Origin of the sequence: Kitasatospora atroaurantiaca (assembly GCF_007828955.1) — a bacterium.
GTDB classification, from domain to species: domain Bacteria; phylum Actinomycetota; class Actinomycetes; order Streptomycetales; family Streptomycetaceae; genus Kitasatospora; species Kitasatospora atroaurantiaca.
In genome coordinates, this window is the sequence record NZ_VIVR01000001.1 from 1,852,370 (window position 1) to 1,875,729 (window position 23,360).

24 protein-coding genes and 4 pseudogenes are annotated in these 23,360 nt (G+C 69.5%); 14 read left to right on the forward strand and 14 right to left on the reverse strand.

Annotated elements, in window-relative coordinates:
* Positions 1–160 precede the first annotated feature (160 nt).
* Positions 161–1,006 (reverse strand): annotated as a pseudogene (locus tag FB465_RS37880) (low temperature requirement protein A); the annotation flags it as partial.
* Here FB465_RS37880 and FB465_RS08330 point away from each other — a divergent pair.
* From FB465_RS08330 to FB465_RS08340, 3 genes are all read left to right on the forward strand, one after another.
* Positions 967–1,476, forward strand: coding sequence for a Tn3 family transposase (locus tag FB465_RS08330; protein WP_170290523.1), 510 nt, complete (start codon positions 967–969; stop codon positions 1,474–1,476). The pseudogene FB465_RS37880 and the gene FB465_RS08330 sit on opposite strands and share 40 nt — an antisense overlap.
* 236 nt (positions 1,477–1,712) lie before the next feature.
* Positions 1,713–2,609 (forward strand): alpha/beta fold hydrolase, encoded by an 897-nt coding sequence (locus FB465_RS08335; protein WP_145789067.1) that lies wholly within the window; start codon positions 1,713–1,715, stop codon positions 2,607–2,609.
* 152 nt (positions 2,610–2,761) lie between these two features.
* Entirely contained in the window at positions 2,762–3,730 is a 969-nt protein-coding gene (locus FB465_RS08340; protein ID WP_035850059.1) for an alpha/beta hydrolase, read from the forward strand.
* 195 nt (positions 3,731–3,925) lie between these two features.
* Here the strand turns inward: FB465_RS08340 and FB465_RS08345 are convergent, their stop codons facing one another.
* Positions 3,926–4,516, reverse strand: coding sequence for a TetR/AcrR family transcriptional regulator (locus tag FB465_RS08345; RefSeq protein WP_035850057.1), 591 nt, complete (start codon positions 4,514–4,516; stop codon positions 3,926–3,928).
* Positions 4,517–4,617: 101 nt separating this feature from the next.
* Here FB465_RS08345 and FB465_RS08350 point away from each other — a divergent pair, with 101 nt between their 5' ends.
* Positions 4,618–5,430, forward strand: coding sequence for an alpha/beta hydrolase (locus tag FB465_RS08350; RefSeq protein ID WP_145789069.1), 813 nt, complete (start codon positions 4,618–4,620; stop codon positions 5,428–5,430).
* Between the two features lie 161 nt (positions 5,431–5,591).
* Positions 5,592–6,035 carry an ATP-binding protein gene (locus tag FB465_RS36805; protein WP_246192576.1) on the forward strand — a complete coding sequence of 148 codons (444 nt, stop codon included), beginning with the start codon at positions 5,592–5,594 and terminating at the stop codon, positions 6,033–6,035.
* A gap of 278 nt (positions 6,036–6,313) precedes the next feature.
* Here FB465_RS36805 and FB465_RS37885 read toward each other — a convergent pair.
* Positions 6,314–6,544 (reverse strand): annotated as a pseudogene (locus tag FB465_RS37885) (alpha/beta hydrolase fold domain-containing protein); the annotation flags it as partial.
* A gap of 37 nt (positions 6,545–6,581) precedes the next feature.
* Positions 6,582–6,761, reverse strand: coding sequence for an alpha/beta hydrolase fold domain-containing protein (locus tag FB465_RS37460; protein WP_281292330.1), 180 nt, complete (start codon positions 6,759–6,761; stop codon positions 6,582–6,584).
* A 130-nt stretch (positions 6,762–6,891) separates the two neighbouring features.
* Here FB465_RS37460 and FB465_RS08370 point away from each other — a divergent pair, with 130 nt between their 5' ends.
* The 3 genes from FB465_RS08370 to FB465_RS08380 are packed head-to-tail and all read left to right on the forward strand — an operon-like array spanning position 6,892 to position 9,305.
* Positions 6,892–7,545: a DsbA family protein gene (locus FB465_RS08370; RefSeq protein ID WP_170290525.1), complete on the forward strand. Its 654-nt coding sequence runs from the start codon at positions 6,892–6,894 to the stop codon at positions 7,543–7,545.
* A gap of 50 nt (positions 7,546–7,595) precedes the next feature.
* Positions 7,596–8,408, forward strand: a complete 813-nt coding sequence (locus tag FB465_RS08375; RefSeq protein ID WP_145789075.1) for an MBL fold metallo-hydrolase — start codon at positions 7,596–7,598, stop codon at positions 8,406–8,408.
* Positions 8,409–8,411: 3 nt separating this feature from the next.
* Complete coding sequence (locus FB465_RS08380) at positions 8,412–9,305, forward strand: aquaporin (RefSeq protein ID WP_145789077.1); 894 nt, start codon at positions 8,412–8,414, stop codon at positions 9,303–9,305.
* Here FB465_RS08380 and FB465_RS08385 read toward each other — a convergent pair.
* Together FB465_RS08385 and FB465_RS35650 are read right to left on the reverse strand one after the other, a co-directional pair.
* Positions 9,187–10,137 (reverse strand): helix-turn-helix domain-containing protein, encoded by a 951-nt coding sequence (locus FB465_RS08385; protein ID WP_145789079.1) that lies wholly within the window; start codon positions 10,135–10,137, stop codon positions 9,187–9,189. The two genes, FB465_RS08380 and FB465_RS08385, sit on opposite strands and share 119 nt — an antisense overlap.
* 202 nt (positions 10,138–10,339) lie before the next feature.
* Entirely contained in the window at positions 10,340–10,477 is a 138-nt protein-coding gene (locus FB465_RS35650) for a hypothetical protein (RefSeq protein ID WP_170290526.1), read from the reverse strand.
* 135 nt (positions 10,478–10,612) lie between these two features.
* Here FB465_RS35650 and FB465_RS08390 point away from each other — a divergent pair, with 135 nt between their 5' ends.
* The 3 genes from FB465_RS08390 (at position 10,613) to FB465_RS08400 (ending at position 13,947) form a co-directional block, all read left to right on the forward strand.
* Positions 10,613–11,224: an MEDS domain-containing protein gene (locus tag FB465_RS08390; RefSeq protein ID WP_035854458.1), complete on the forward strand. Its 612-nt coding sequence runs from the start codon at positions 10,613–10,615 to the stop codon at positions 11,222–11,224.
* On the forward strand, positions 11,221–13,281 hold the full coding sequence (locus tag FB465_RS08395; RefSeq protein ID WP_246192577.1) for an ATP-binding SpoIIE family protein phosphatase: 2,061 nt from the start codon (positions 11,221–11,223) through the stop codon (positions 13,279–13,281). Before FB465_RS08390 ends, FB465_RS08395 begins: the two co-directional genes overlap by 4 nt.
* A 552-nt stretch (positions 13,282–13,833) precedes the next feature.
* Positions 13,834–13,947 carry a tyrosine-type recombinase/integrase gene (locus tag FB465_RS08400; RefSeq protein WP_246193172.1) on the forward strand — a complete coding sequence of 38 codons (114 nt, stop codon included), beginning with the start codon at positions 13,834–13,836 and terminating at the stop codon, positions 13,945–13,947.
* A 968-nt stretch (positions 13,948–14,915) separates the two neighbouring features.
* Here the strand turns inward: FB465_RS08400 and FB465_RS08405 are convergent.
* Genes FB465_RS08405 through FB465_RS08415 form a run of 3 tightly spaced genes read right to left on the reverse strand, consistent with a single transcriptional unit; the run spans position 14,916 to position 17,055 of the window.
* Entirely contained in the window at positions 14,916–15,617 is a 702-nt protein-coding gene (locus FB465_RS08405; protein ID WP_145789083.1) for a hypothetical protein, read from the reverse strand.
* Positions 15,618–15,620: 3 nt separating this feature from the next.
* Positions 15,621–16,271, reverse strand: a complete 651-nt coding sequence (locus FB465_RS08410; protein ID WP_246192578.1) for a hypothetical protein — start codon at positions 16,269–16,271, stop codon at positions 15,621–15,623.
* Complete coding sequence (locus tag FB465_RS08415; RefSeq protein ID WP_145789085.1) at positions 16,261–17,055, reverse strand: TIGR04255 family protein; 795 nt, start codon at positions 17,053–17,055, stop codon at positions 16,261–16,263. The genes FB465_RS08410 and FB465_RS08415 overlap by 11 nt, the downstream gene beginning before the upstream one ends.
* Positions 17,056–17,188: 133 nt before the next feature.
* On the opposite strand from FB465_RS08415, the pseudogene FB465_RS08420 reads away from it, so the two are divergent.
* The 3 genes and pseudogenes from FB465_RS08420 to FB465_RS08430 all read left to right on the forward strand — a co-directional run.
* Positions 17,189–17,317, forward strand: a pseudogene (locus FB465_RS08420) (phosphotyrosine protein phosphatase); the annotation flags it as partial.
* Positions 17,318–17,335: 18 nt separating this feature from the next.
* Positions 17,336–17,602: pseudogene (locus FB465_RS08425) on the forward strand (NAD(P)/FAD-dependent oxidoreductase); the annotation flags it as partial.
* A gap of 174 nt (positions 17,603–17,776) precedes the next feature.
* Positions 17,777–18,379 (forward strand): 3'-5' exonuclease family protein, encoded by a 603-nt coding sequence (locus FB465_RS08430; RefSeq protein ID WP_145789087.1) that lies wholly within the window; start codon positions 17,777–17,779, stop codon positions 18,377–18,379.
* Here the strand turns inward: FB465_RS08430 and FB465_RS08435 are convergent.
* The 5 genes from FB465_RS08435 to FB465_RS08460 all read right to left on the reverse strand — a co-directional run bounded on the left by FB465_RS08435 (position 18,376) and on the right by FB465_RS08460 (position 23,326).
* Entirely contained in the window at positions 18,376–18,747 is a 372-nt protein-coding gene (locus tag FB465_RS08435; RefSeq protein WP_145789089.1) for a hypothetical protein, read from the reverse strand. The two genes, FB465_RS08430 and FB465_RS08435, sit on opposite strands and share 4 nt — an antisense overlap.
* Positions 18,748–18,780: 33 nt before the next feature.
* Positions 18,781–19,971 (reverse strand): PP2C family protein-serine/threonine phosphatase, encoded by a 1,191-nt coding sequence (locus tag FB465_RS08440; protein ID WP_170290527.1) that lies wholly within the window; start codon positions 19,969–19,971, stop codon positions 18,781–18,783.
* Between the two features lie 891 nt (positions 19,972–20,862).
* Entirely contained in the window at positions 20,863–21,654 is a 792-nt protein-coding gene (locus tag FB465_RS08450; protein WP_145789095.1) for an ABC transporter permease, read from the reverse strand.
* Positions 21,651–22,640 (reverse strand): ATP-binding cassette domain-containing protein, encoded by a 990-nt coding sequence (locus tag FB465_RS08455; RefSeq protein WP_145789097.1) that lies wholly within the window; start codon positions 22,638–22,640, stop codon positions 21,651–21,653. Before FB465_RS08455 ends, FB465_RS08450 begins: the two co-directional genes overlap by 4 nt.
* A gap of 14 nt (positions 22,641–22,654) precedes the next feature.
* Positions 22,655–23,326: a DUF4097 family beta strand repeat-containing protein gene (locus FB465_RS08460; protein WP_145789099.1), complete on the reverse strand. Its 672-nt coding sequence runs from the start codon at positions 23,324–23,326 to the stop codon at positions 22,655–22,657.
* Positions 23,327–23,360: the final 34 nt, after the last annotated feature.

A 23,360-nucleotide genomic window follows, 5' to 3' on the forward strand; every position in this document is an offset into this window, starting at 1 on the left:
CTGCGGAAACGCAGTTTGATCTCTCATCGTTTCCGCAGGTCAGCACGTCTCTGACCTGCGGAAACATCGGCTGGCCGAGTCGTGTCGATTGCTCTGGGGCTCGCGATGTGAAATGAGAGTGCACTGAGTTCGATCTCGGCATGAGGCGGGTGAAGGAGCCTAGCGCGGTGGCGATCACGGCGGGTTTCCAGGTCATTTCTGCGGTGGCGGAGATGGCCTGGATGATGCCTTCGCCGACCACGATGATGGCGGAGAGGCCGAGGCGTTCGGTGAGGTGCGAGCCTGGGCATAGGCGGTCTGGTCGCGCGGGTGCCTCGGGAGGTGTGCCGCGGTGCTTCGTGATCTTGTCGACGCGCTCCGGGGTCCGAGTGATGAGGCGTTGGCCGGAGACCGCGAACAGGGCGGTGAAGTCGAGGACGATGCTCAGGGCCCAGAGCCAGTACCGCAGGGGCGGGTCGGTCCACAGGGAGGCGATCCAGAGCACGGTGCTGCCGCCGAGCTGGGCGAGGGGCCAGTCCATAACGACGGTGCCGCGTTGCCAGATGCGGCCGGCGAGCCAGCACAGCAGGACGTAGGTGATGATGAAGGCCGTGGCGTGGGTGCCGCGGATGCCGGGCACCGATGCGGCGAGGACGGCCATGCCGAGCAATCCGAGCAGGATGGTGGAGGTTCGGGCCTGCTCGGCCCGGATGTTGCCGTAGACGGTGAAGCCGGTCCAGGCGATCCAGAAGGCGCAGTACAGCACGGTGTAGAGGGCCAGGTCGGCCAGTGACGGGGCGTCGTGCAGTACCTGGGCGATCTGCCCTCCGCCGGCGACGACGACCAGGTCGAAGAACAGCTCGGTCCAGGTCGCGTGCTGGTCCTTCTCTCCGCCGCCGACCTGCGGCGGGGTGAGCAGGGGCCCATAACACGGGCCGCGGCTGTCTTGAGCGTCGACCGGTGCGGCATCTGGCGCCAGGATCGATCGTGGTCGGACTCGGCGCGGATGCTCGGCCGCGAGGGCCATGCCATCCCAGCCCGCTCGGGGCGGCGTTCGCCGAGTACGGGCGCATCGACAAGACCCTGCACCTGCTCGCGTGGGCGAACCCGGTCGACGACACCTACCGGCATTCGCTGAACCGGCAGTTGACCGTGCAGGAGTCTCGCCTCCGTCTCGCCCGAGCCATCGCGCACGGCGGCAACGGGCAGATCCGGCAGGCCTACCGAGACGGCCGAGAAGGCCAGCTCGCGGTGCTGGGGCTGGTCCTGAACGCCGCGGTGCTGTGGAAACCTCGACGCCGCGGTCACCGCCCTGCGCGCGCGACGGGCGAGCCGGTGGCGGAGGAGGACGTGAAGCGGCTGTCGCCGCTACTTACCAGCCACATCAACTTCCACGGCCGCTACGCCTTCTCGTCCACTGGCCCGGCCCAGGGGCGACGCCCGCTGCGCGACCGGCACGCGGAGAAGGACACCGCCGGCGAAGGCGCGGACGATTAGCCGGAAAAGGAAGAGGCTCGTGAACTGCCCTCGTCTGTGAGCCATGACACGGAGCTCTCGGTTGTCCAGGACACCGATCTGCCTATTATAGGAGACAGAACTGTCTGTCTCTCGGGATCGCATGTCGGCCGTTGCCGTGCTCTGCGAAGTGCCGCCGCCGCCCTGTCGGCGCCGTCCTGCGCCCTTTCCTGCGGAGGGCAGCTCTTGCCGTCCGCCAACTTGTAGGGAGAAAGCCGATGTCCAAGAACCGCAGCGCCAAGCGCCGCCGGGTCAGCGTTGCCGTCGCCGGAGTGGCGGGCTTCGCCCTCGCCGCCGGAGTGGCCGTGAGCGCCTCCGCCGCCACGGGCGGCACCACCGTCAGTGCCTCCGTCGCTCAGGCGAAGCAGCTCCGCGCCGTCAAGCCGACGATCGTGCTGGTGCACGGCGCCTGGTCCGACTCGTCCAGCTGGAGCGGCGTCGTCAAGCGCCTCCAGGCGGCCGGCTACCAGGTCGACGCCCCGGCCAACCCGCTGCGCGGCCTGAAGAGCGACTCCGCCTACCTGGCCGACTACCTCGAGACAATCCAGGGCCCGATCGTCCTGGTCGGCCACTCCTACGGCGGCGAGGTCATTACCAACGCCGCCACGGGCAACCCGAACGTCAAGGCGCTCGTCTACATCGCCGCCCTGGCTCCGGACCAGGGCGAGAGCGCCGCGGTCATCAGCGCGGAGTTCCCCGGCAGCCACCTCAGCGACGACCCGAAGGCGCCGGTCCCCACCGCGCTGAACGCCGTCCCGTTCACGCAGGGCGTCGGCGGCACCGGTATCGACCTGTACCTCAAGGCGGACAAGTACCGCGACGTGTTCCTCAGCGGCCGATTCAACAACGCGACCGCCGCCGAGCTCGCGGCCACCCAGCGCCCCCTGACCGCGCAGGGGCTGGTCGAGCCCTCCGGCACCCCGGCCTGGAAGACGATCCCGTCTTGGTACCTCGTCGCGAGCGACGACCACACCATCCCGCCGGCTGCCGAGAAGTTCATGGCCGCGCGCGCCCACGCCCACACCGTCGAGGTCGACGCGCCGCACGCGGTCGCGCTGACCGACCCGGGCGCCGTGACGAGCCTCATCGAAAAGGCCGTCGTCGCCCGGGGCTGACCGGCCTACCATCGGCCTCCGCCGCTTCCACGGGGCGGCGGAGGCCCACCCCGCCCGGGTCCAAATCCCCGCCGAGGGCATCCCTGTGACCGCGCCCTGCGGAGCCCGCCGGCACCTCTCACCCCGCTGCACAAGATCCATGGAAGGTCGTCATGACCGAGAACACCGTGCCCCGTCCTGTCCTCGAACCCGCCGCACAGGCCTTCGCCGAGGCCACCGCGAACCCGCCGTACCTGTTCAACCTCGCCACGGCCGAGGGCCGCAAGGCCGTCGACGAGGTGCAGTCCGGCGACATCGCCAAGCCCGCCGTCGACGAGGAATGGATCACCGTCGACGGCGGCCCCACCGGCTCCGTCCGGGCCCGCGTCGTCAAGCCGGTCGGGAGCCAGAGCCCTCTCCCGGTGATCATCTACATTCACGGTGCGGGCTGGGTGTTCGGCAATGCCCACACCCACGACCGCCTGGTCCGTGAGCTGGCCGTGGGCGCGAACGCCGCCGTGGTCTTCCCCGAGTACGACCTGTCGCCCGAGGCCCGCTATCCGGTCGCCATCGAGCAGAACTACGCGGTCGCGCAGTGGGTGGTCCGCGTCGGTGCGGCCAAGGGCCTGGACGCCACCCGAATCGCGGTCGCCGGGGACTCGGTCGGCGGCAACATGGCCGCCGCGCTCACCTTGATGGCCAAGGAGCGCGGCGATGTCCCGCTGGTCCAGCAGGTCCTGTTCTACCCGGTGACCGACGCGAGCTGCAACACGCCCTCCTACCACCAGTTCGCCGAGGGCTACTTCCTGCGCCGCGACGGCATGCAGTGGTTCTGGGACCAGTACACGACGGATGAGACCGAGAGGGCCCAGATCACCGCGTCGCCCCTTCGGGCCACGACCGAGCAGCTCGGGGATCTGCCGTCGGCGCTGGTCATCACCGCCGAGGCCGACGTCCTGCGCGACGAGGGCGAGGCGTATGCCAACAAGCTCCGCGAAGCCGGCGTGTCCGTCACCGCGGTCCGCTACCAGGGGATCATCCACGACTTCGTGATGCTCAATGCCCTGCGTGAAACTTCCGCCGCCGAGGCAGCCATCAACCAGGCCGTCGACGTCCTGCGCAAGGCCCTGCACGCCAACTGAGACGAAGTAGAACAAGGCGAGGAGCCTCGAGCCGCGCTGCGGCCCGGGGCTCCTCGCGCCTTGCCATGAAGGTGTGGCCTCCAGGAGATCACGCCGTTCCGGCCATTCGATCCTGGGCGTCCGGCGGACCCCGCCTGCGGCCATCGGTGCGGCCCAAGCCTTCCGGCACGCCTGGATGCCCGCCGACCTGGGAACTCAGGCAGCAGACGACGACTGGCCCAGGACGGCGTGTGCGCCCTGTGCCAGCGCGCCGGAGACGGCCGGACCGTCGAGGTAGCCGCCGACCATGGCGCCGTCACGCAGCAGGACCAGCATGGCTGCGGCGGCGGACGGATCGGGGTGTCCGCAGGCGGCCGCCAGGGAGGTGAGGGCGTCGCGGAACCAAGCCCGGTGCTCGTCGATGGCCCGGCGGACGGGGTGCTCGGGGTCGGGGTATTCCGCGGCGGCGTTGATGAACGGGCAGCCCCGGAAGCCGGCGCCGCAGGTCTCCTCAGCGATCCCGGCGACGAGCAGGTCGAGCACCTGCTCGGGAGAGGCGACCTCGGCGGCGCCGGCGGTGAACTGGGCCCGGATGGCGGCGTCGCGACCGCGCAGGTACGCCAGCACCAGATCGTCCTTGCTGCGGAAGTGCCGGTAGAACGTCGCCTTGGGGACCCTGCCCTCGGCGATCAGCCGGTCCACCCCGACGGCCTGGATCCCCTCGGCGTAGAAGAGCTTGGACGCGGTCTCCAGCAGCCGCTCACGCGGCTGCGACTTCGGGGCGGCACGGTCGGTCACAGCATCCATGCCCCCAGAGTAACAGACAGGTCTGTCTTGACACTGGCCTGCATGGATGCTCTGCTTGAGGCAAGACAGAACTGTCTGTCTCAATCGAAGGAGTGGTGAGCATGTCCACGAAGTCCATCGTCCTGATCCACGGTCTGTGGCTGAGCCCGCACAGCTGGCGGCCCTGGATCGACCGGTACGAGGCCCAGGGCTACACCGTCCACGCCCCGGCCTGGCCCGGCGTCTCCGAGCTGCACGAGCCGCTCGACCACGACCGGGCGCCCGCCGGCCTGGGTGTGCGAGAGATCGCCGACCACTACGAGCGTTTCCTGCGCACCCTGGACGAGCAGCCCGTCATCATCGGCCACTCCTTCGGCGGCCTGGTCACCCAGATCCTGCTGGACCGCGGTCTCGGCGCCGCCGGCGTCGCCCTGCACCCCGCGCAGGCCAAGGGCGTCCTGCGCCTGCCGCTGTCCACCCTGCTCGCCACCCGGCCCGTTCTCGGCAACCCCGCCAACCTGCGCCGTACCGTCAAGCTCACCGACCGCCAGTTCCGCTACGCCTTCGCCAACACGGTCACCAAGGAGCAGGCCGCCACCGAGCGCGCCCGCTGGTCCGTGCCCGGCGTGGGCCGTCCCCTGTTCCAGGCCGGCTTCGCCAACTTCACCCCCGCGCGCAGCGCCGCCACCGCCATCCGGTTCGACAACTCCGACCGCGCACCGCTGCTGCTCGTGGGCGGCACGGCCGACCACATCGTGCCGGCCGCGGTCGTCCGCGAGACCCACCGCCGCTACCGACGGGCCAAGGCGCTCACTGAGTACAAGGAGTACGCCGGCCGGGACCACGGCACGGCCCTGCACGAGGGCTGGGAGACCGTCGCGGACGACGTCCTCGACTGGGCTCGGCAGGTGCGACGACCCGCCCACACCTACTGATACCGAACCGCGAGCTTCAGATGCTTACCGCAACCCCGCACCATCGCGGTGGTCGGATCACACAGGCACCTGAGCATGAGGCGCTCGCCTCCGCCGTCGACCGCCGTCCCCCTCGTCAGGAGGACCGCACGAGGTCCACATGCCAACCGATTGCGGGCGCCGTGCTCTCCTGCGAGTGGACGGCGGCGACGGATCACCCGACCGTCCACATCCGCCACCACGTCGCCGAAGCCCTGCACGCGCTCGGCTTCGCGCAGGACCGCATCGATGACGTCGTCCTGGCCGCCTCCGAGCTCGCGGCCAACGCCACCGAACACGCCGAAGGCCCCTACCGCCTCCTTCTCCACAACGCTGGGCCCACCTACCTCTTGGAGTGTCACGACCACAGCAGCACGCTCCCGCCCGTCGACCCCCGTCCGGCACCGCCGACTCACGACTCGCCCCTCAGCGAACCCGACGCCGACGCGCTACTGACGCAGCTGGGAGAGCGTGGCCGCGGACTCGCCATGCTCAGCCATCTCTCCAACGGGCGCCTCAGCGCCCAAACGACGCCCACCGGCAAGAAGGTGCTCGTCACCCTCATACGCGACGCGAGGAAGGCGTGATCCCGCTCTGCCCTCAATGGAACCGAATGGTCCCTGCTCTCTGTGCCACAGGGGCTCCGGCTCCGGCTCTGTCGCTGGCACCCGCGCCGCGCCCCGACGCGAAGCCCGACCCGGCTGGACGACCCGCGCCCCAGGGCGTAGGGAACAGGTCTGTCAGTGCTTGGCGCTCCAGTTCTTTCACCTGGCCGGCTCACCCGTTCGTCGGGAGATCCACGCCCCGGCCTGTGCCAACGCCTCATCGGCCTCCGGATGATCCCGACGTAGAAATGGAAGACATGGAACGCCTCCGGCCACACGACCGCCCCGGCGGCTACCGCAGACTCACCGAATTCGGTCGAATACGACAACAGGACTTCGAAATCACCGACGTGAACCAGGACCGGCGGCAGGCCGCTCAGATCCCCGCGGTTGGGACTCGCGTAAGGATCGTGAACGTTTCCCTCGGGCAGATAGTGACGCGTGATCGCGGCGAGCACGTCGCTGTTCCCGAAGAACGGGTCGACAGCCACTCGTGACGTCAACGTCTCCCCGACAGGTGCGGCGAGATCAGGAACGCTCCGGCCGACCGGCGTCCCTGAGCCTGAGAAGCAGCGCGGCGCTCAGGCCGCCACCCGCGGAGTCACCCGCGACGACGATCTTCGTCGGATCGACGCCACCCGGCCCGATCAGCCACTCATTCATTTGCGACGACGTCGTCGAGACCGGTCCGCCGCTGAGGAGAATCACGAGAGTGTCAGTTTTCTACCATGGCTTGTCGTCCTCGTATCCGAGGGTGCGCGTGTTCCGACCCTAGCTTTGAGGGTGTCAGCCCGGCAGAGACAGGGAGCTGGCTGACGGAATTCGGAAAGGACGACACATGATGACCTCCGCGGGGCGCATTCCACTGACCTACGCCTTCGACGCCTACTGCGGGTGGTGCTACAGCTTCGGCCCGGCCCTCCACGAGTTCGCCGCCGCCAACGCGGACCGGATCGAGCTGAGGGTGCTGTCCGGCGGCCTGTTCACCGGCACGCGCGCGTTGCCGGTGTCCGCCTACCCGCACATCCCCGGGGCCAACGAGCGCATCGCCCAGCTGACGGGTGTCACGTTCGGCGACGGCTACGGTGCCGCGCTGGTGGACGGCACGGTGGTCATGGACTCCGCCGACGCCGCCACGGGCCTGGTCGCCCTGCGCAGCCAGCCGGGCGCGAACGCCCTGGATGCCGCCGCCGCCATGCAGCGCGCCTGGTACGTCGACGGCCGTAGCCTCTCCGACGCCGAGGTCTACCGGGACATAGCCGCCGAACTGGGCCTGAACGCCGACGCGGTGACGGCCGCATACGCCTCGCCCGCCACCCGTGCAGAGGCCGCGGCCGACTTCCTGAAGGTGCGCCGTCTGGGCGTTGACGGCTACCCGACGCTGCTGCTGCACACCGCCCACGGCACCGACCGTCTGGGCGGTCCCGTCTCCTCGGCCGACGCGCTCACCTGTGCCCTGGACCAGCACCTGGCCGTCGCCACAGGCGCCTGAACCCACCCTTACAACACTTCGACCACAACACCCGGAAAGGCAGTACCCCCATGTCGACCACCCTGACGTACACCGTCCACACCGCCGACGACACCGGCCTGCACAAGTCGTCCGTCCTGATCACCGGCGAGCGCGAAGCCCTACTCGTCGACGGCCAGTTCACACTGGCCGAGCAGCACCGGGTGCTGGCGGACATCATCGACAGCGGCAAGCAGCTGACCACCGTGGTGGTCACCACCTCCGACCCCGACTACTACTTCGGCCTGGAAGTGATCCGCCAGGCGTTCCCGGACGTCCGGATCGTCGCCACAGTCACCACCGTGGAGAGGATCAAGGCCAGCTGGGAAGGCAAGCTCAAGACCTGGGCGCACCTGGGCCGGAATCTGCCCACGGAGGTGATCGTTCCGGAGGTGCTGGACGGGGACCGCGTCAGCATCGAGGGCCACGACTTCGAGCTCCGCGGCGGCCACCCGGACCTGGTCTGGCGCACGGAGTACCTGTGGCAGCCCGAGGACCGCGCGGTGGTGGGCGGGGTATTGCTCTTCGCCGGCCTCCACGTGTGGACCGCTGACACTGCCAAGCCGCGCGAGCGGTCCGCCTGGGCGGAGACGCTTGACGAGATGGAGCGGCTCGCCCCGCGCTTCGTTGTGGCCGGCCACCGCTCCGCCGACTCCGCCACCGACGCCTCCGTGATCGCGTACACGCGCAACTACCTCGCCGAGTTCGAGAAGGAGCTGGCCGCGAGCGGCAACGACTCCGAGGCGCTGAAGGCCGCGCTCTTGGAGCGCCACCCGGACCTGGGCCTGCTGGTGGCCCTGGACCTGGGCGCCAAGGTCGCCACCGGCGAGATGACGTGGGGCTGAGCGATGCTCACCTCCGCCCGTGTGCCCGCGCGGCGGGCCACCGGGACGACGTCCGGCGGCACCGGCAGAGCCGGGGCCGCCGGACGCCCCGCGCCCTCGGGCGGCACGACCGCCCGGGCCGCGGCCACCGTTGAGTTCGCCCTCACCGGCGGCGTGCTGTTCGTCCTGGTCACCGCCGTCCGATGGGTGATGGCCTCCCCGCCCGGCCTGGCCCTGCCCGGCCCGCACCTCCAGCTCGCGGCCGTGGCCGTGATCGTCGGGGCGGCGCTCGCATGGGCGCTGTCCTCACCGTGGGGCCGTCGGTCCGGCGGCCACCTCAACCCGGCCGCCACCCTCGCCCTGTGGGTGGCCGGCGCCTTCCCCGGCCGCCGCGTCCTGCCGTACATGACCGCCCAGCTCACAGGTTCCCTGGCCGGCACCGGCCTGGCCCGCCTCGTCTGGGGCCCGGTTGTCGGCGATCGTATGGCCTACACTGCGGTCCGGCCCGCTCCCTCCCTGTCGGCCGCCGCCTTGTTCACCGCCGAAGCCGCCGCCACCGCGGCGATCCTCACTGTCGCCCTGCTGGCGATGTCCCGCCCCGCGTGGACACGCTGGATCCCGGCCGCCCTGCCCTTCGCCACGGCCGTGGTCATCGTCATCCTCGGCACCCTCACCGGCGGGTCCGCCAACCCCGCCCGCCAGTTCGGCCCCGCCGTCTGGGCCCACCAGCCCGTCTACTGGTCACATCTGTGGATCTACCTGGTGGCACCGCTCGCAGGAGCGGCCCTCCCCGCCCTGGTCATCCGGTACCGATCCCATCGCCCCCGCCGCTCTCCCCACTCTCCGAGGAGTGACCCCGCACGGTTGCGCGGAAGGCGATCGGAGACTGACCTGTGCGCTGATGGAAGTACTTGCTGAAGTTGGTGGCGCTGGTGAAGCCGAGCTGTGCCGCGATACGGGAGGCCGACTGGTCGCCGTGCGCGAGGAGGCGTTTGGCTTCCAGGACCACCCGTCGGTCGATGAATTCCTTGGCTCCCACCCCTGCGCCGGCGAGTGTGGCCCGGGAGAGGGTACGGGGCGAGTAGCCCAGCGCCCGGGCGTAGTCCTCCAGGCGGCGCGTCCGGGCGAAGTCGCGTTCGACCGCGTCACGAAAGTGGACGAAGGTCTCCCCCGGCTCCGGGGCCGGGCTGCCGACCGCCGCCGTGCCCTGCGAAAGGCGCAGCACCAGAACCGCCAGCAGGTGGCGCAGCACCGCCACATGAGCTTCCAGCGCAATGCCGCGCAGCGCCTGGAACTCGAGTGCCAGATGATGCACGGCCATCTCCAAGGCGTGGCCGTCCTCCGGGTCGGGAACCAGGAGCACGGGTGCGTGCGGATCGTCCACACGCGCGGCTGCCACGGTGCCCGGATCAAGGACATCGCGCTCGAAGAGAACCAGAGTGCCCTCGGCCTCGTGCAGATCACCCCACTGCTGCACCTGACCGGGCCGGACCCACAGCCAGGAGCCCGGTTTGAGGGCGTAGCTGGTGAAATCCACCATGTGCCACAAGGAGCCGCTGGAGATAGTGATCAGGTGGTGGAACGTCGGCCGCTGCGGTGTCCGCAGCCCCACCCTGGCCATGCGGACGGCGGCCCGCTCACGCAGTTCCGCCAGGGACATTACCTCGACGCCGGTCGGTATGCCGACCGGCGGGGCAAAGGCGACGTCCGCGATCTCGCGCGGGCTGTCATGTCGTTTTCTTACCGTCACCAATAGTCACCATGCACAGAGCCAGCCTGTCCAGCTCTCAGCCGGAGGGGTGGGTGGTCGTACAGACTGCGGCCGGATGCCACCAATCGCAGCATAGAGACTGAGCCGCACGCGACAGCCTTGGGCGCCACCGAGCGCGGCGTGGATGCCGACCCGCCGGGCCTTTGCGAGGTCGCGCAATCCCTCTCGGGGGCCCAGCCCATCAGCGGCCGCGCGCCACGAGCTCGGTGGCGTTCGAGGTGCGGACGCCGGCACGGCCGCTGCGGTTCGAGATCTCGACCTCGTGGGGTTCAGCGGCGTCCGGGTCGGCGGAGACGAGGAGGGTGTCGAGGAAGGCCACCCTGCTCTGCGTCCGCGTCCGTCACCCGCACCTTGGCAGGATCGCCGGTATCCGAGCCCCTCCGCCGGTGCCGCTCTCCGGCACGAGCGGTAGCAGGACCCGGCGATTATGCTGACCAGTGAAGGGACGATGCAGATGGCTTCCGAATCCATAGCCCTCGGCCTCTCCGGCCTTCGGATCTTCCCAGGCGACCACATATGCGTGTTCTACCCGACCCGGGCGGATCGCGACGCGGTCGTGCTCCCGTACCTGCGGCAGGGGCTCGACGCCGGCCACATGTGCGTCGGCACGATGGACAGCGCCGACGCCGAAGGACTTCTCGACACGTTGCGGAGCCAGGTCGACGTCCCCTCGGCACTGGACCGGCACCAACTGGAGATGTACACGTCGGCGGAGAGCATCCTGCGCGGCGCCCCGTTCTCCGCGCAGACCGTGCTGGACTTCTGGGAGCGCAACATCGACAAGGCCCAGCAGGCAGGCTTCGGCTTCACCCGCATGGTCGGAGAGATGGAGTGGGCCCTGCGCCAGATGCCCGGCGTCGAGGCGTTGGTGGGATACGAGGCCGCCTTGAACCAGGTGGTGCAGCGCAGCCCGATGGTGGGTCTATGCCTGTACGAACTTGACCAGTTCGGCGGCGATGTCCTCGTGGACGTACTTAAGACCCATCCCAAGATGCTCATCGGGGGCACGGTGTTGGACAACCCCTACTACCTCCAGCCCGACGAGTTGCACACCCTCAGGCAGTGACCGTGGGCGGCCCCGCTGATGCAGCGGCCCGGGACGTGCAGCTGCGCGATCAGCTGTCGAACCTGCGCGGGCTGCTCATGCTCTCGATGGTGATGACCGAGAGTGACAGCGAGAAGAAGATCCTCGACCTCGCGACGACATCGGTTCCCTCGATCAGCTCCTGCCGGATGGTGGGCGTGTACCTGGACGGGAGGTGGCAGGATCGCTTCACACGCCTTCCCTCGAAACAGGCACGGCTCCGCGTCGAGGAGCAGCTGCGCGGACTCGGGCCTGTCGGCGGGGCGGTCGACGTTCCGGGCCGGGCGTGGGGCTGGGGACTGCCGCTGCGTTGTCTTCGGGAGCACATGGGCTACTGCGTTGTGGACGCACAGGAGGCGCCGTCGGAGGCCGTTCAGTTCCTGCTTCGTGTTCTCGTCCAGCACATCGGGGTGGCCCTGGCGAACGTCCGGCTGCATGCCAGGGAGCGGGCTGCGGCCGAGGAGTTGCGGGGCGTGAACGCCGCACTGGCCGACGCGGTCGAAGCGCTGGAACGGACTATCGGCATTCATGAACGGCTGACCCAGGTCGCCGTGGCCGGTGAGGGCCAGGAAGGGATCGCCCGCGCCGTACACGAGCTCACCGGCCACCCGGTCGCGGTCGAGGACCGTCACGGAAATCTGCGGGCCTGGGCGGGACCGGACCGCCCAGAGCCCTACCGGAGGGATCCCCGCAGTCGGCGCGACCGGATTCTCCGCCGGGCCCTACAGGAGGGCCGACCGGTCAGAGAGGGCGACAGACTCATAGCCGTCGCCAGCCCGGGCGCCGACGTACTCGGCGTACTGGTACTGATGGATCCCGCCGGGACGGCCGGGGACCGGGCGCAGATCGCGCTGGAGCACGGCGCCACCGTCCTGTCCATGGAACTGGCGCAGCGCACGGCCTCCCTCGCGTTGCAGCGCAGCCTGCTGCCCCACGGGCTGACCGGAGGAACCGCAGTGGACGTGGCGGCACGCTACGTTCCGGCGGGCGCCTCACTCGGTGCGGGTGGTGACTGGTTCGACATCATCCCGTTGTCCGGCGCCCGGGTCGCCCTGGTCGTCGGAGACGTAGTCGGTCATGGCATCCACGCGGCCGCCACCATGGGACGGCTGCGTACGGCCGTGCGCACACTCGCCGACCTCGACCTGCCGCCCGACGAACTCCTGGCCCATCTGGACGACCTCGTCATCAGCCTCGTGGAACAGGACAGCCGGGACGAGGAGGAGGAGGCCGCCGCTGCCATGGGAGCCAGGTGCCTGTACGCCGTCTACGACCCGGTGAGCCGCCGGTGCACGCTGGCCCGCGCAGGTCACCTCCCGCCGGTCCTCGTCCGGCCGGACGGCACCGCCACCCTGCCTGAGTTGCCGCCGGGACCTCCCCTAGGACTCGGGACGCTGCCGTTCGAATCCGCCGAGCTGGAACTGCCCGAAGGCACGGTGATCGCCCTGTACACCGACGGTCTCGTCGAATGCGGCGACCGGGACATCGACGAGGAAGTCTCCCGGCTGCGCACCGCCCTCACCCGTCCCGGTCCGACGCTGGACGCGGTCTGCGGTGCCGCGATCGAGACCTTGCTCAACGGGCCCGTGTCCGACGACGTCGTTCTGCTCCTCGCCCGCACCCACGCTCTCGGCCAGGACCAGGTGGCCTCCTGGGACCTGCCCCCCGAACCGTCAGCGGTCGCGAACGCGCGCAAGCTGGCCACCACACAACTCGCGGCGTGGGGACTCGACGACCTGGCATTCACCACTGAACTCATCGTGAGCGAGCTGGTCACCAACGCCATCCGCTACGGGGCGGAGCCCATCCGCCTCCGCCTGATCCGGCAGGACGTCGTGATCTGCGAGGTCTCGGACGGCAGCAGCACCTCACCCCGCCTGCGGCACGCCCGCACCACCGACGAAGGCGGCCGTGGTCTGTTCCTCGTCGCTCAGTTCACCCGCCGCTGGGGCACCCGTTACACAACGACCGGCAAAATCATCTGGGCGGAGCAGAACCTTTCGGACAGGGACGGCACCCTGGAGAACCTGTTCGACTAACCCTCGTCGAACGAACTTGCCGGCGTGATGCCGCATCAAGCAGTGACCAGATGCCGTCAAGGGGTTCGCGGCCGCTGCATGTTGTTCTCAGGGCGAACAGCTCGGCGACCTGCATCCGGATGCGCTCGCGAAAGGCCCGTTGCTGTGCGGCGAGCCCGTCAGGTGCGGTCGCCGCGGCTGCCACTCTGCGGTCGAGATGCGGCGAAGTCGTTGTCTGCCTCACTTGACCGTGCAGCGAGCATCTGACGCATTTCGGCGTCCGTCTGGACTGTCCGGTCGACGAATTCAACGTCTCTCGGCATGCCATCGACGACTCGCCCGCCCTGCTGCCACCGCCGTCACCGGAGTGGGTGAACGAGTTCTGACCGCCGTGACCGAACCAACCTCGCCAGTACGGCCCCGGTCAGCGCAGAAGATCTACGGCGCTGACACGCAAAAGCGCCCCCGCGCTACCCAACACCACCAACGCGCCCGCCGATTGATCGGATACACCACGAGGCGGGACATCACCCTGGCCGTGGCCGACTGCGGGAAAGATGCCGGGACAAGATGATGCATTCACTCAGGCACCTGTTTGCGTCTGAGGCGCTGAACGAGGGAGTCGACATCTACACGCTCGCCGATCTCCTCGGCCACGAAGACCCGGCCTTCACCCTCCGCAGGTAAGTCCACCGCGTGGCCCGGTCTTCGAGAAGGCCCGTAAGGCACTCGGTCGGCGCTACCGCCTGGCCGCCTAGCCTCCGATCCGGGGCCCAGCGCTGTCCTCGCGCTGCCCAGGTCGGTGGCGCTGTGTAGCAACCGACCTGGACGGCGCAGGCGGCCTACTCAGCACCGTTCAGCGCTTCTCGCTGCGTCTCATCGTCAAGGGCCCCGCGTGTGCACTGGTTGTGAAATGATCTTCCGTGAGACCCATGTTTCCGCAGGCCAGAGGTATGTTCGATCAGAACTTCGACCTGTAAAGGCGCCTCTGACCTGCGGAGAAACGGTTCGATCTCTTCTCGTTCCCTCAGGTCAGCAAACCGCTGACCTGAGGGAACGTCGAATCTGCTGCAGCATTCAGCGCCCCTCCCGATCGCGATGTGAAATGGGAGTGCACGCTGATCGAACTCCCAACTTCCACTCCAGCGAGCAACCCGAGCCGCAGCCATCTCCGAACACCAGACATCATTCCGTCACACTAAGGAGCCGGGATCGGGAGGAGAGGGTCCAATTGGATCGGCTCACCTCGCCCGTAACTTACGACTCGGCAGGGGCTACGCGGAATTAGGTTCATTTGCACTCATTGTGCAGCAGCGGTTGGTGGCATGTCCGGGCGGGCGGCGTTGGCGGGCGGTGAAGCGGCTACTGGCGGCGACGGATTTGCCGGTGCGCCAGGTGGGCGCGGTGGTGGAGTTCGAGGATCCGGCTCAACCTCGTTTCCAACTTCTGGCCCACACCACCGGTCATCGAACAGCCGAGAGGCCCGTTGGACCCAAAAGGTCCAACGGGCCTCGCACATTCGACCCCGGGAGCGCCGATCCTCGCGCCCGGCATCATCCTCGCACAGCCAGACGTCCACGCGAGTCGGCCGACGCCTCGACGCTCCGCTCGCGATCTCCGCGCTAGTGGTCCGCCGCAGCGGTGCGGGAGGTGGTTCAGGCTGATGTCCGTAGCGTCTTGAGGTGCTCACGCATCTGCTGTCGGACGGTGCTACGCCTTTGCTCGTCCTTCAGGAGTTCTTGTTTGCGGACGCCGTCACTCTCGTCGCGGAGCCAGGCCATGCATTCCGCTGCGGCTTCCTCGGGCTTTATGCCGTGGTCCTCGCGCTCCAAGCACCAGTCCTCTACGAGGTCGACCTCGTCGTAGACGCCGGCGTTGGCCTTCTGGAACTCGAAGGTGGGCACGACGACGCGGCTGAAGTGGTGGACACGTCGCTGGAGCAAGAGGTTGATGCCGACCGTGCTCAGGCAGGCGATACGGTGGGCGGCGGTGATCTGGGCGGGGCTGACGTGGTAGCACTGGTCAAGGAGGGCAATGAAGTTCTGCGCCTCCTCCTGTGCCTCGGGCTGGAGTTTCGGCAGGAACATCTTGCTGTAGTTGCCGCGCCAGGCGTTGGGAGCCCCACTGATCACCTCTGCCACCGTCAGTCGGGGTGCCAGGGTGACGCCGTCCGTGCGCAGTGAGCATGGGTGGTCGAGGATTATGACCATCCGCTTAGTGCAGGTTCCGTCCGGCTCGGTGATCTCGGCGTCGGCGAAGACGTCGCCGGTGATGATAGGACGTACCGAGGGGATGTCTTCGCCGAGTGCACGGTAGAGCTCACTCGGGCGGCTGGGCTTCTCCATCTCGTGGGCCACGCGTCACGCGCCCTTCGGGCGGATGGACATTTGCCCGTCGACTTCGAGGTAGACCTCGAAGTCCGAGCGGAAGTGCTCGCGCCACTGCGGATCGTAAGCGGTGAGGATCTGTTCGCTGTCGACGTGGCCGCTGGCGTGGTCGAAGACGAGGTCGGTCTTGCCCACGCTGTACAAGTCGATCGGGGTGATGGGGGCGGTCGAGGTGATGGGCATCTCGAACCAGGAGGCGATCTCCTGGATGTGGTAGCGGTCGGCGATTTCGTCGCACAGCGCGAGCAGGGCGGCGATCCTGCGGCGGTTCTCGCCGGTGACGCCGCCGGCGCGCCGCCACTTCTGGACGGCTGGCACGCTGACGTGGAGCATGCGGGCGATGTCGCGCCAGGCGAAGCCGAGGTCGCCGAGTGCTTCCAGCAGGTTCGCGGGGGCTTCCTTCCCACGACGCGTGGTGCGCTTCTCCCATGCGATGAACAGGGTCCGCTGGTGGAGCTCGCCGATATCCTCCTGCATGTACTTGACCCGGGTGCGGAGCGAGCCGGCGGCTTCAGCGAGGTCGGACATCTGCGAGGCGGTGGTGGCGATCGGCTCGGGCTGCTCGATCAGAAGGGCCGTGGGTGCGGTCGGCGAGTAGGGGATGGGCCGAATGTCACTGGGCACGGTCCAGGACCTCCTGTCGGTACCGGTCGGTGATCAGGTCTTGGAACAGGTCGTAGGCGGAGAGTGCCGCCTCGTCGAAGCGAGGTTCGATGAGGTCCCATTCCAGAGGCGGAGTGTTGTCCTCCGGCGTCCAGTAGGTGTCGAGGTCCGCGAGGAAGAACGGGCCGGGCGGCGGAGTGACGGCGCGGCGTAGGTCGCCAGAGGGGTCGACCGCGTGGCCCTCGAAGTTGCCGTACCGCACTACGATGCCGGTCAGGGGTGTGCCAAAGGTGGCCATGCCCTGCCAGCTCTGCAGGCCTCCGCGGCTGTCGCCGAGGCTGGTCATTCCGGCCAGCGCCGGGGTGATCCACTGGGCCCAGTCGGCCGGGCTGTCGACCGGGGCGCGCACCTCGTTGATGTAGCGGATACCCAGGCGTTCGACGCCGTCCACGGCGGCGACCTTCTGGCGAGCCTGGACGGCCTGCTGCAGAATCTCTCGCAGTGCGCTGCGCCGCTTGTAGGCGGTGGTCTCGATCGCGATTGCGTCGGGCCGGAAGGTGATGGCGGCCGTGCGGTCGCGATTCATGTACCGCGGGATGATCGTCTGGCTCTGCTCCTGGCCCTGCGAGGGCATGTTCACGGTCAAGGTCAACTGGCGGACGGGCTTGAAGAGCGGAAAGTCGCTGTTCAGGAGGGTCTTTAGCGCGGCTTGGTCGGCGTCCTGGAGCGGCGCGGACGCCGGGTGGCGTAGTTCGACGACGGTCAGCGCCAACGGTGGGTTGGTGTAGATTTCGCGGTTCCCCATGCCAGCAACCTAGCGCTAAAAAACTCAAACAACAACCAAGATGACAACCGTTTGGAGTAGCCCTCGCGCGGGCCCCCACGCCCGGCAAGGATCGGGTCCCGGACGACCCTGAGCACGACACGACGTTCGTGGCTGGAAGCTGGAGGACCCGGCTGGGCAGGGTGTTGAGGCCGTGCGCCCGATCCGCGACGAGATCAAGACCCTCATCGAACGTCTGATCGCCAAGATCGGCGCCAAGGCCGCCGCTGAGCAGGAGAACTAGTCTCCAGGGCGAGAACTTCCCGGGCTCCTAGACGGCATCGTGAGCCTTGAGTTGATGGACAACATGCGCGCCCAGGCCGAACGCTTCGGCGCCGAGCTAGTGCCGGACGACATCGTAGCTGTCGACCTGACCGGTGACGTGAAGGCCGTCACCGACTCCGAAGGCGGCGGGCACCGCGCCCGCGCCGTGATCATCATCACCGCCTCGCAGTACCGCAAGCTCGGCCTGCCGAAAGAGGACAAGCTCTCCGGCCACGGCGTCTCCTGGTGCGCGACCTGCGATGGCTCCGCGGCAGGATTGTAGACTCCGGCCAGCGGCAACGACTGGTTCCCGGAGCCAATGCGGACCTTTCCCCACAAGCAGCGCCGCGCCTTCAAGGCGCCCCGCTGGACGACGTTCCCCGCGCCCCTTGGGATATCCCGCTCGCCGCGAGCGCGGGCCGGGCGGGAGAATTCCGGCATGTCCTCCAGGAGCCGCATCACACCGACCGTCTACGTCTCGGTCGACATCGAGGCCGACGGGCCGATTCCGGGGCCGTACTCCATGGTCAGCTTCGGTGCGGCCGTTGCGGGCCGGCACGACTCGGCGGGCTTCCGGCGGGCCGAACCACTCGGCTTCTACCAGGAGTTGCGGCCGATCAGCGAGCGGTACGACCCCGAGGCGCTGGCCGTGTCCGGGCTGGACCGGGCCGCGCTGTTGCGTGACGGCGCCGAACCGGCCGTCGCCATGCGGGAGTTCTGCGACTGGCTGGAGGAGATCCGCGTCGACGAGGCCGGTCGGCGGTACCGGCCGGTGATGGTCGGCTACCCCGCCCCGTACGACTGGCTGTTCCTCTACTGGTACCTGGTCAACTTCACCGGCACGAGTCCGTTCGGGCACTCCGGCTGCCTGGACGTCAAGACGCTGTACGCCGCCCGCGCCGGAGTCCCGTTCGCGGGGATCGGCAAGCGCTCGATGCCCGCCGAGCTGCTGCCCGACCTGCCGCACACCCACCATGGGCTGGACGACGCCCGCGAGCAGGCGGTGCTGTTCGCCAATCTGATGGAGTGGCGGGCGGGTTAGGCCGCACTCTCGCGGAAGCGCCGCAGGAGTTCGAGGGCCGGGGCGCTGGTGGGGTCCATGGTCTGGCTCGCCTCCGCAGGAGCGTCCGGACCGTAGAACACCGCCCGGTGGCAACGGAAGCAGAACGCGATGTCGAACAACCGCTTTCCGTCCGCGGCGTGAGCCCGGATGGCGTAGCCCGGACTGAAGCACCGCATCGGCTCGCTCGCCGGGATGTCGCGGATGAGGGCGAGCACCTCCTGGGCGTCGTCCCAGAGCCCGACCCTCTCGCCCGGGACGGTGTCCGTCCACAGGTGGCGGTCACGCGAGTCGGTGATCCGGACGGCTTCGAGCAGCACGATCTCGTCGGCAGTGGCAGGCAGCAGCATCCGCACAGCCTGACGGACGAGACGCCCGCCCGGCTAGCGGGTTTCGGGGGTGAGGGCCAGCACGGCGAGGTCGTCGGTGAGCGGGCCGGAGTGGCGGCGGACGTCCTCGTCGAGGAAGGTGACGACGGCTTCGGGGTCGGTGCTGCCCAGGGCGGTGAGGCGGTCGGCGAGGGGGTAGAAGGCGCCCGTGGTGTCGCGGGCCTCGCTGACGCCGTCGGTGTGCAGCAGGAGGGTGTGGCCGGGCGGCAGCAGGACGCTGGTGACCAGGGTCGGGCGGTCGGCCGCGAGGTGGCCGAGGCCGAGGGGCAGGTACTCGGGGCAGCTGACGGCGTGTACGGCGGTGGGGGTGAGCAGCATCGGGGCGAGATGGCCGCGGTTGACCAGATCGCACCGGTCGGAGTCGGGGCCGTGCTGGAGCAGGACGGCGGTGACGAAGAGCTCCTCGTCGCCGCGTTCGGCGGCCTCGCGGTCGACCTGGCGGTCGAGGAGTTCGGCCAGCTCCGCCAGGCTCGCCGTCTCGTGTGCGGTGGCCCGGAAGGCGCCGAGGACGTCGGCGACCGTACGGACCGCGTCCAGGCCCTTGCCCCGGACGTCGCCGAGCAGGATGCGGGTGCCGAAGCGGGTCTCGCAGACCTCGTAGAGGTCACCGCCGATCGCCACGTCGGCCTGGGCCGGGCGGTACAGCCCGGCCGCCCTCAGGCCGCCGGGCCGGGCGGGGACGGGTCGCAGTACGGTGCGCTGCAGTGTCTCGGCGACCGTGCGGATCCTGACCAGGTCGCTCTCCTGCCGGGTGCGCTGCCAGGACAGGGCCGCGCCCAGCACGCCGGCCAGCGCGGTGGAGACGTAGACCCAGATGTGGTGCTGCTCGGTGAGGTGTCCGGCCCGCTCGGCCAGAGCGGCCTGCAGGGCGATCGCGCCCACGGTGGAGAGTCCGACGACGGCCGGTCGCAGGCCGAAGGCGACGATCACCGGAAGCACCGTGAGCAGGAAGCCCGCGGCCACGGTGTCGGGCAGCGCGAACTCCAGGAGGAGGTCGACCGCGATCAGCAGAAGGGGCAGCGCGAGCACCCATCGCGGCGCCCTGACGGCCTCGGCCACGGCGAGGTTCCAGCGGGCGGCGACGGTGGGCGCGCTGTGGTTGTGGCTCTGGGTTCGGCTGTGGCTCTGGGTTCGGCCGTGGCTGCGATTGTCGGCGGTGGGCCGCGTCTGGACGGGCGCGGACAAGCTGGACCTCCTCCGGCCGGGAAGCCGCCTCGCCTGCCGGTCGGTCGAGACAGCGCGTACCTCCTCTCCATGGTCGCCGAGATGCCTGGCCGAGGTACGCCGACCTTCGTCCCGCCTGGTCGGGACCAAAGGCCCGGTTTTCCACGACCGGCTCACGGGCTCAGGACCCCCGACTCGACCACACGCCACAGCACGAGCCGGAACTGGCCCGTAGCCACACATGACACACCGCAACTCGCCACTGAGGCCCACAGGTCGCAGCTGGTCCGCCGATGCGCTTCCGCGCCGACTGGACACCACCGGCAAGGAGAACACTCGCGTGAGCGCTGCCCCCGCGCTCGACCCGCGCACACCGCTCTCCTCGTCATGGACCACCAGCCCGCCTGCGGGTGTGCCGTGACTTGTCGCGCCCACGTGGCGAAGCCGCACCATGTCACGGCCCCGCGCCCCTTGGAGCACGGGGAACCGCACCGGCCACTTCCTCGAGACCGCTCAGCGGCCAGGACCAACGACCGGCGGCCCGGCCCCCGTTCGGGCGAATTCCAGAGGTCGGGCCACCGGGGTGTCCGGTCGGTCCGTACTTGTCCAGGGACGGCCCGTCGAAGCGGAAGTCGGGTGTCTGGTTGAGCACGAAGAACTGCGGCCCCTCGAGCGGCGCTTCGACGTCGCCACGGCGTACGCGCGGCTGCGCGAGGACCGGTCGCTGCACGGTCCCGATCCGTGCAGGGATCCCTGGGCACTGCAGTCCTCAGAATTGCGGTGGCCGCGCACGCCCGGGCCGGGCGCCTGGAGCCGAGAACGCCGACAGGGCGGCGTGCGCCGACGCGGTGTCGGTGTACGCCGCCCTGGGGTGGGACGAGTTGCGGGAGGCGGCCCGCGCTGTCATGGCGGTTACTTCGGGTCGCGGTTGAACACCGACTTCGACCAGAAGTAGCCGAGGACGGTCAGTGCCAGGCACCAGGCGATGGCGAGCCACCCGTTGTGGCCGATCTCGGTGCCGAGCAGCAGGCCGCGCAGGGTCTCGATGGCGGGCGTGAACGGCTGGTACTCGGCGATGGGCTGGAACCAGCCCGGCATCGTGTCGGCCGGGATGAAGGCGCTGGAGATGAGCGGCAGCAGGATCAGCGGCTGCGCGCTGTTGCCGGCGGCCTCGGCGTTCGGGCTGGCCATGCCCATGCCGACCGCGATCCAGGTGAGCGCCAGGGCGAACAGTGTGAGCAGCCCGAACGCCGCGATCCACTCCAGGGGCGTGGCGTCGGTGGAGCGGAAGCCGATGGCCACGGCGACGGCGCCGACGAGGACCACGCTGGTGATGCACTGCAGCACGCTGCCGACGACGTGTCCGATGAGCACGGAGCCGCGGTGGATCGCCATTGTGCGGAAGCGGGCGATGATGCCCTCGGTCATGTCGGTGGCGACCGACACGGCGGTGCCGATCACAGTGCCGCCGACGGTCATCATCAGGATGCCCGGGACGAGGTAGGCGATGTAGTCGGAGCGGTCGGCGCCACCGCCGCCGATGCCCGCGCTCATCACGTCTCCGAAGATGTAGACGAAGAGCAGCAGGAGCATGACCGGGGTGAGCAGCAGGTTCAGGGTGAGGGAGGGGTAGCGCCGGGCGTGCAGGAGGTTGCGGCGCAGCATCGTGGACGAGTCGCGCAGGGCGAGGGAGAGGGAGCTCATCGGACGGTCTCCTTGGGCTGGCTGGGCTGGGTGGGCAGGTTGGCCTGGGTGGGCTGCGGGTCGGTGCCGGTCAGGGCGAAGAACACGTCGTCGAGGTCGGGGGTGTGCACGGTCAGCTCGTCGGCCTCGATGCCGGCGGAGTCCAGGCGGTCGAGGATGGAGCGCAGCTCGCGTTGGCTGCCGCCCGAGGGGATCTGCAGCGCGAGGGCTTCGTCGTCGCGGGTGACCTCGCGCAGCACGGAGGCGGCGCTGTGGTACGCGGACGGGTCGGTGAAGCGGAGCCGGACGTGGCCGCCGGGGATGAGCCGCTTGAGCTCCTCGGCGGTGCCCTGGGCGGCGATCCTGCCGTCGTTGAGTACGGCGATGCGGTCGGCGAGCTGGTCGGCCTCCTCCAGGTACTGGGTGGTGAGGAAGACGGTGACGCCGCCCGTGACGAGTTCGCGGATGATCTGCCACATGGTGTGGCGGGAGCGCGGGTCGAGGCCGGTGGTGGGCTCGTCGAGGAAGATGATCCGCGGGTTGCCGACCAGGGTCATGGCGATGTCCAGGCGGCGTTTCATGCCGCCGGAGTAGGTGGAGGCGGGCTTCTTCGCGGCCTCGGTGAGGTCGAAGCGCTCCAGCAGTTCGGCGGCGGTGCGCCGGCCCTCGCCGCGCGAGAGGTGGTGCAGGTCCGCCATGAGGAGCATGTTCTCCTCGCCGGTGATCAGGCCGTCGACGGCGGAGAACTGCCCGGTGACGCCGATCGTGGCGCGGACCGCCTGGGGGTCGGCGGCGAGGTCGTGGCCGCCGACGCGGATCTCGCCGGAGCCGGAGTCGGCGGTGATGAGGGTGGAGAGGATCTTGACGGCGGTGGTCTTGCCGGCGCCGTTCGGGCCGAGCAGGGCGAAGATGGTGCCGGTGGAGACGGTCAGGTCGACGCCGTCGAGGACGGTCTTGTCGCCGTAGGACTTGCGCAGCCCGTTCGCCGCGATGGCCAGGTTGGTCATGAGGGGTGCTCCTTTTAGAGGCTGCGGGCGGTGATGTCGCCGTGGGAGGTGGTCGCGCGGATGTTGAGGCCGGCGGCGGCGCCGTCGGTGTTCAGGAGCGTGTTGTGGATCCGGCCGTAGCCGGTGCCGGCGTCCAGGGAGGCGGAGACTGCGGGGGCGGCGCCGACCGAGATGTCGCCGGACTCGGTGCGCAGCACGACCGTGCCGCGCTGGGCCTCGGCGATGTTGATGTCGCCCTTGTGGGTGGTGATCTCGGCGGGGCCGCCCAGGCGGCCGACCGTGACGTCGCCGGCGTGGACGGTGAGGCGGGCGCTCGCGGTCTCGTCGAGCTTGACCACGCCCTGCGCGCCCTCGAAGGTGACGTCGCCGAGCCGTCCGACGGCCCGGAGTTCGGCGCTGGCCGCCTTGCCCTCGAGGCGGGAGCCGGCGGGCAGCTGGACGGTCACCTCGATGGATCCCCAGTGGCCGAGGATCCGGTTCTTGGCCGGTGCGGTCCCGATCCGCAGGACGCCGTCGGCGTATTCGACGGTGGTCTGCTCGGCGGTTTTCACGTCGCGGCCCTTGGAGGCGTCGGCGGGCAGGACCTCGACGGTGGTGTCGGTCCGGTCGGCGGCGATGAACCGGATGCGTCCGGCGGGGATGTCCAGGACGGCGGTGATCGGGGCGGGGGTGTCGAACTTCTGCATCGTGCTCTCCTGCGACTCGTCGTTTGCGATGCAG

Bases quoted from the DNA above. Each gene is read 5' to 3' on its own strand.
- FB465_RS08335 (WP_145789067.1), top strand. From the start codon at position 1,713: ATGTCCAAGAACCGCAGCGCCAAGCGCCGCCGGGTCAGCGTTGCCGTC.
- FB465_RS08340 (WP_035850059.1), top strand. From the start codon at position 2,762: ATGACCGAGAACACCGTGCCCCGTCCTGTCCTCGAACCCGCCGCACAG.
- FB465_RS08345 (WP_035850057.1), bottom strand. From the start codon at position 4,516: ATGGATGCTGTGACCGACCGTGCCGCCCCGAAGTCGCAGCCGCGTGAG.
- FB465_RS08350 (WP_145789069.1), top strand. From the start codon at position 4,618: ATGTCCACGAAGTCCATCGTCCTGATCCACGGTCTGTGGCTGAGCCCG.
- FB465_RS08370 (WP_170290525.1), top strand. From the start codon at position 6,892: ATGATGACCTCCGCGGGGCGCATTCCACTGACCTACGCCTTCGACGCC.
- FB465_RS08375 (WP_145789075.1), top strand. From the start codon at position 7,596: ATGTCGACCACCCTGACGTACACCGTCCACACCGCCGACGACACCGGC.
- FB465_RS08380 (WP_145789077.1), top strand. From the start codon at position 8,412: ATGCTCACCTCCGCCCGTGTGCCCGCGCGGCGGGCCACCGGGACGACG.
- FB465_RS08390 (WP_035854458.1), top strand. From the start codon at position 10,613: ATGGCTTCCGAATCCATAGCCCTCGGCCTCTCCGGCCTTCGGATCTTC.
- FB465_RS08400 (WP_246193172.1), top strand. From the start codon at position 13,834: ATGCATTCACTCAGGCACCTGTTTGCGTCTGAGGCGCTGAACGAGGGA.
- FB465_RS08415 (WP_145789085.1), bottom strand. From the start codon at position 17,055: ATGGGGAACCGCGAAATCTACACCAACCCACCGTTGGCGCTGACCGTC.
- FB465_RS08430 (WP_145789087.1), top strand. From the start codon at position 17,777: ATGTCCTCCAGGAGCCGCATCACACCGACCGTCTACGTCTCGGTCGAC.
- FB465_RS08435 (WP_145789089.1), bottom strand. From the start codon at position 18,747: ATGCTGCTGCCTGCCACTGCCGACGAGATCGTGCTGCTCGAAGCCGTC.
- FB465_RS08450 (WP_145789095.1), bottom strand. From the start codon at position 21,654: ATGAGCTCCCTCTCCCTCGCCCTGCGCGACTCGTCCACGATGCTGCGC.
- FB465_RS08455 (WP_145789097.1), bottom strand. From the start codon at position 22,640: ATGACCAACCTGGCCATCGCGGCGAACGGGCTGCGCAAGTCCTACGGC.
- FB465_RS08460 (WP_145789099.1), bottom strand. From the start codon at position 23,326: ATGCAGAAGTTCGACACCCCCGCCCCGATCACCGCCGTCCTGGACATC.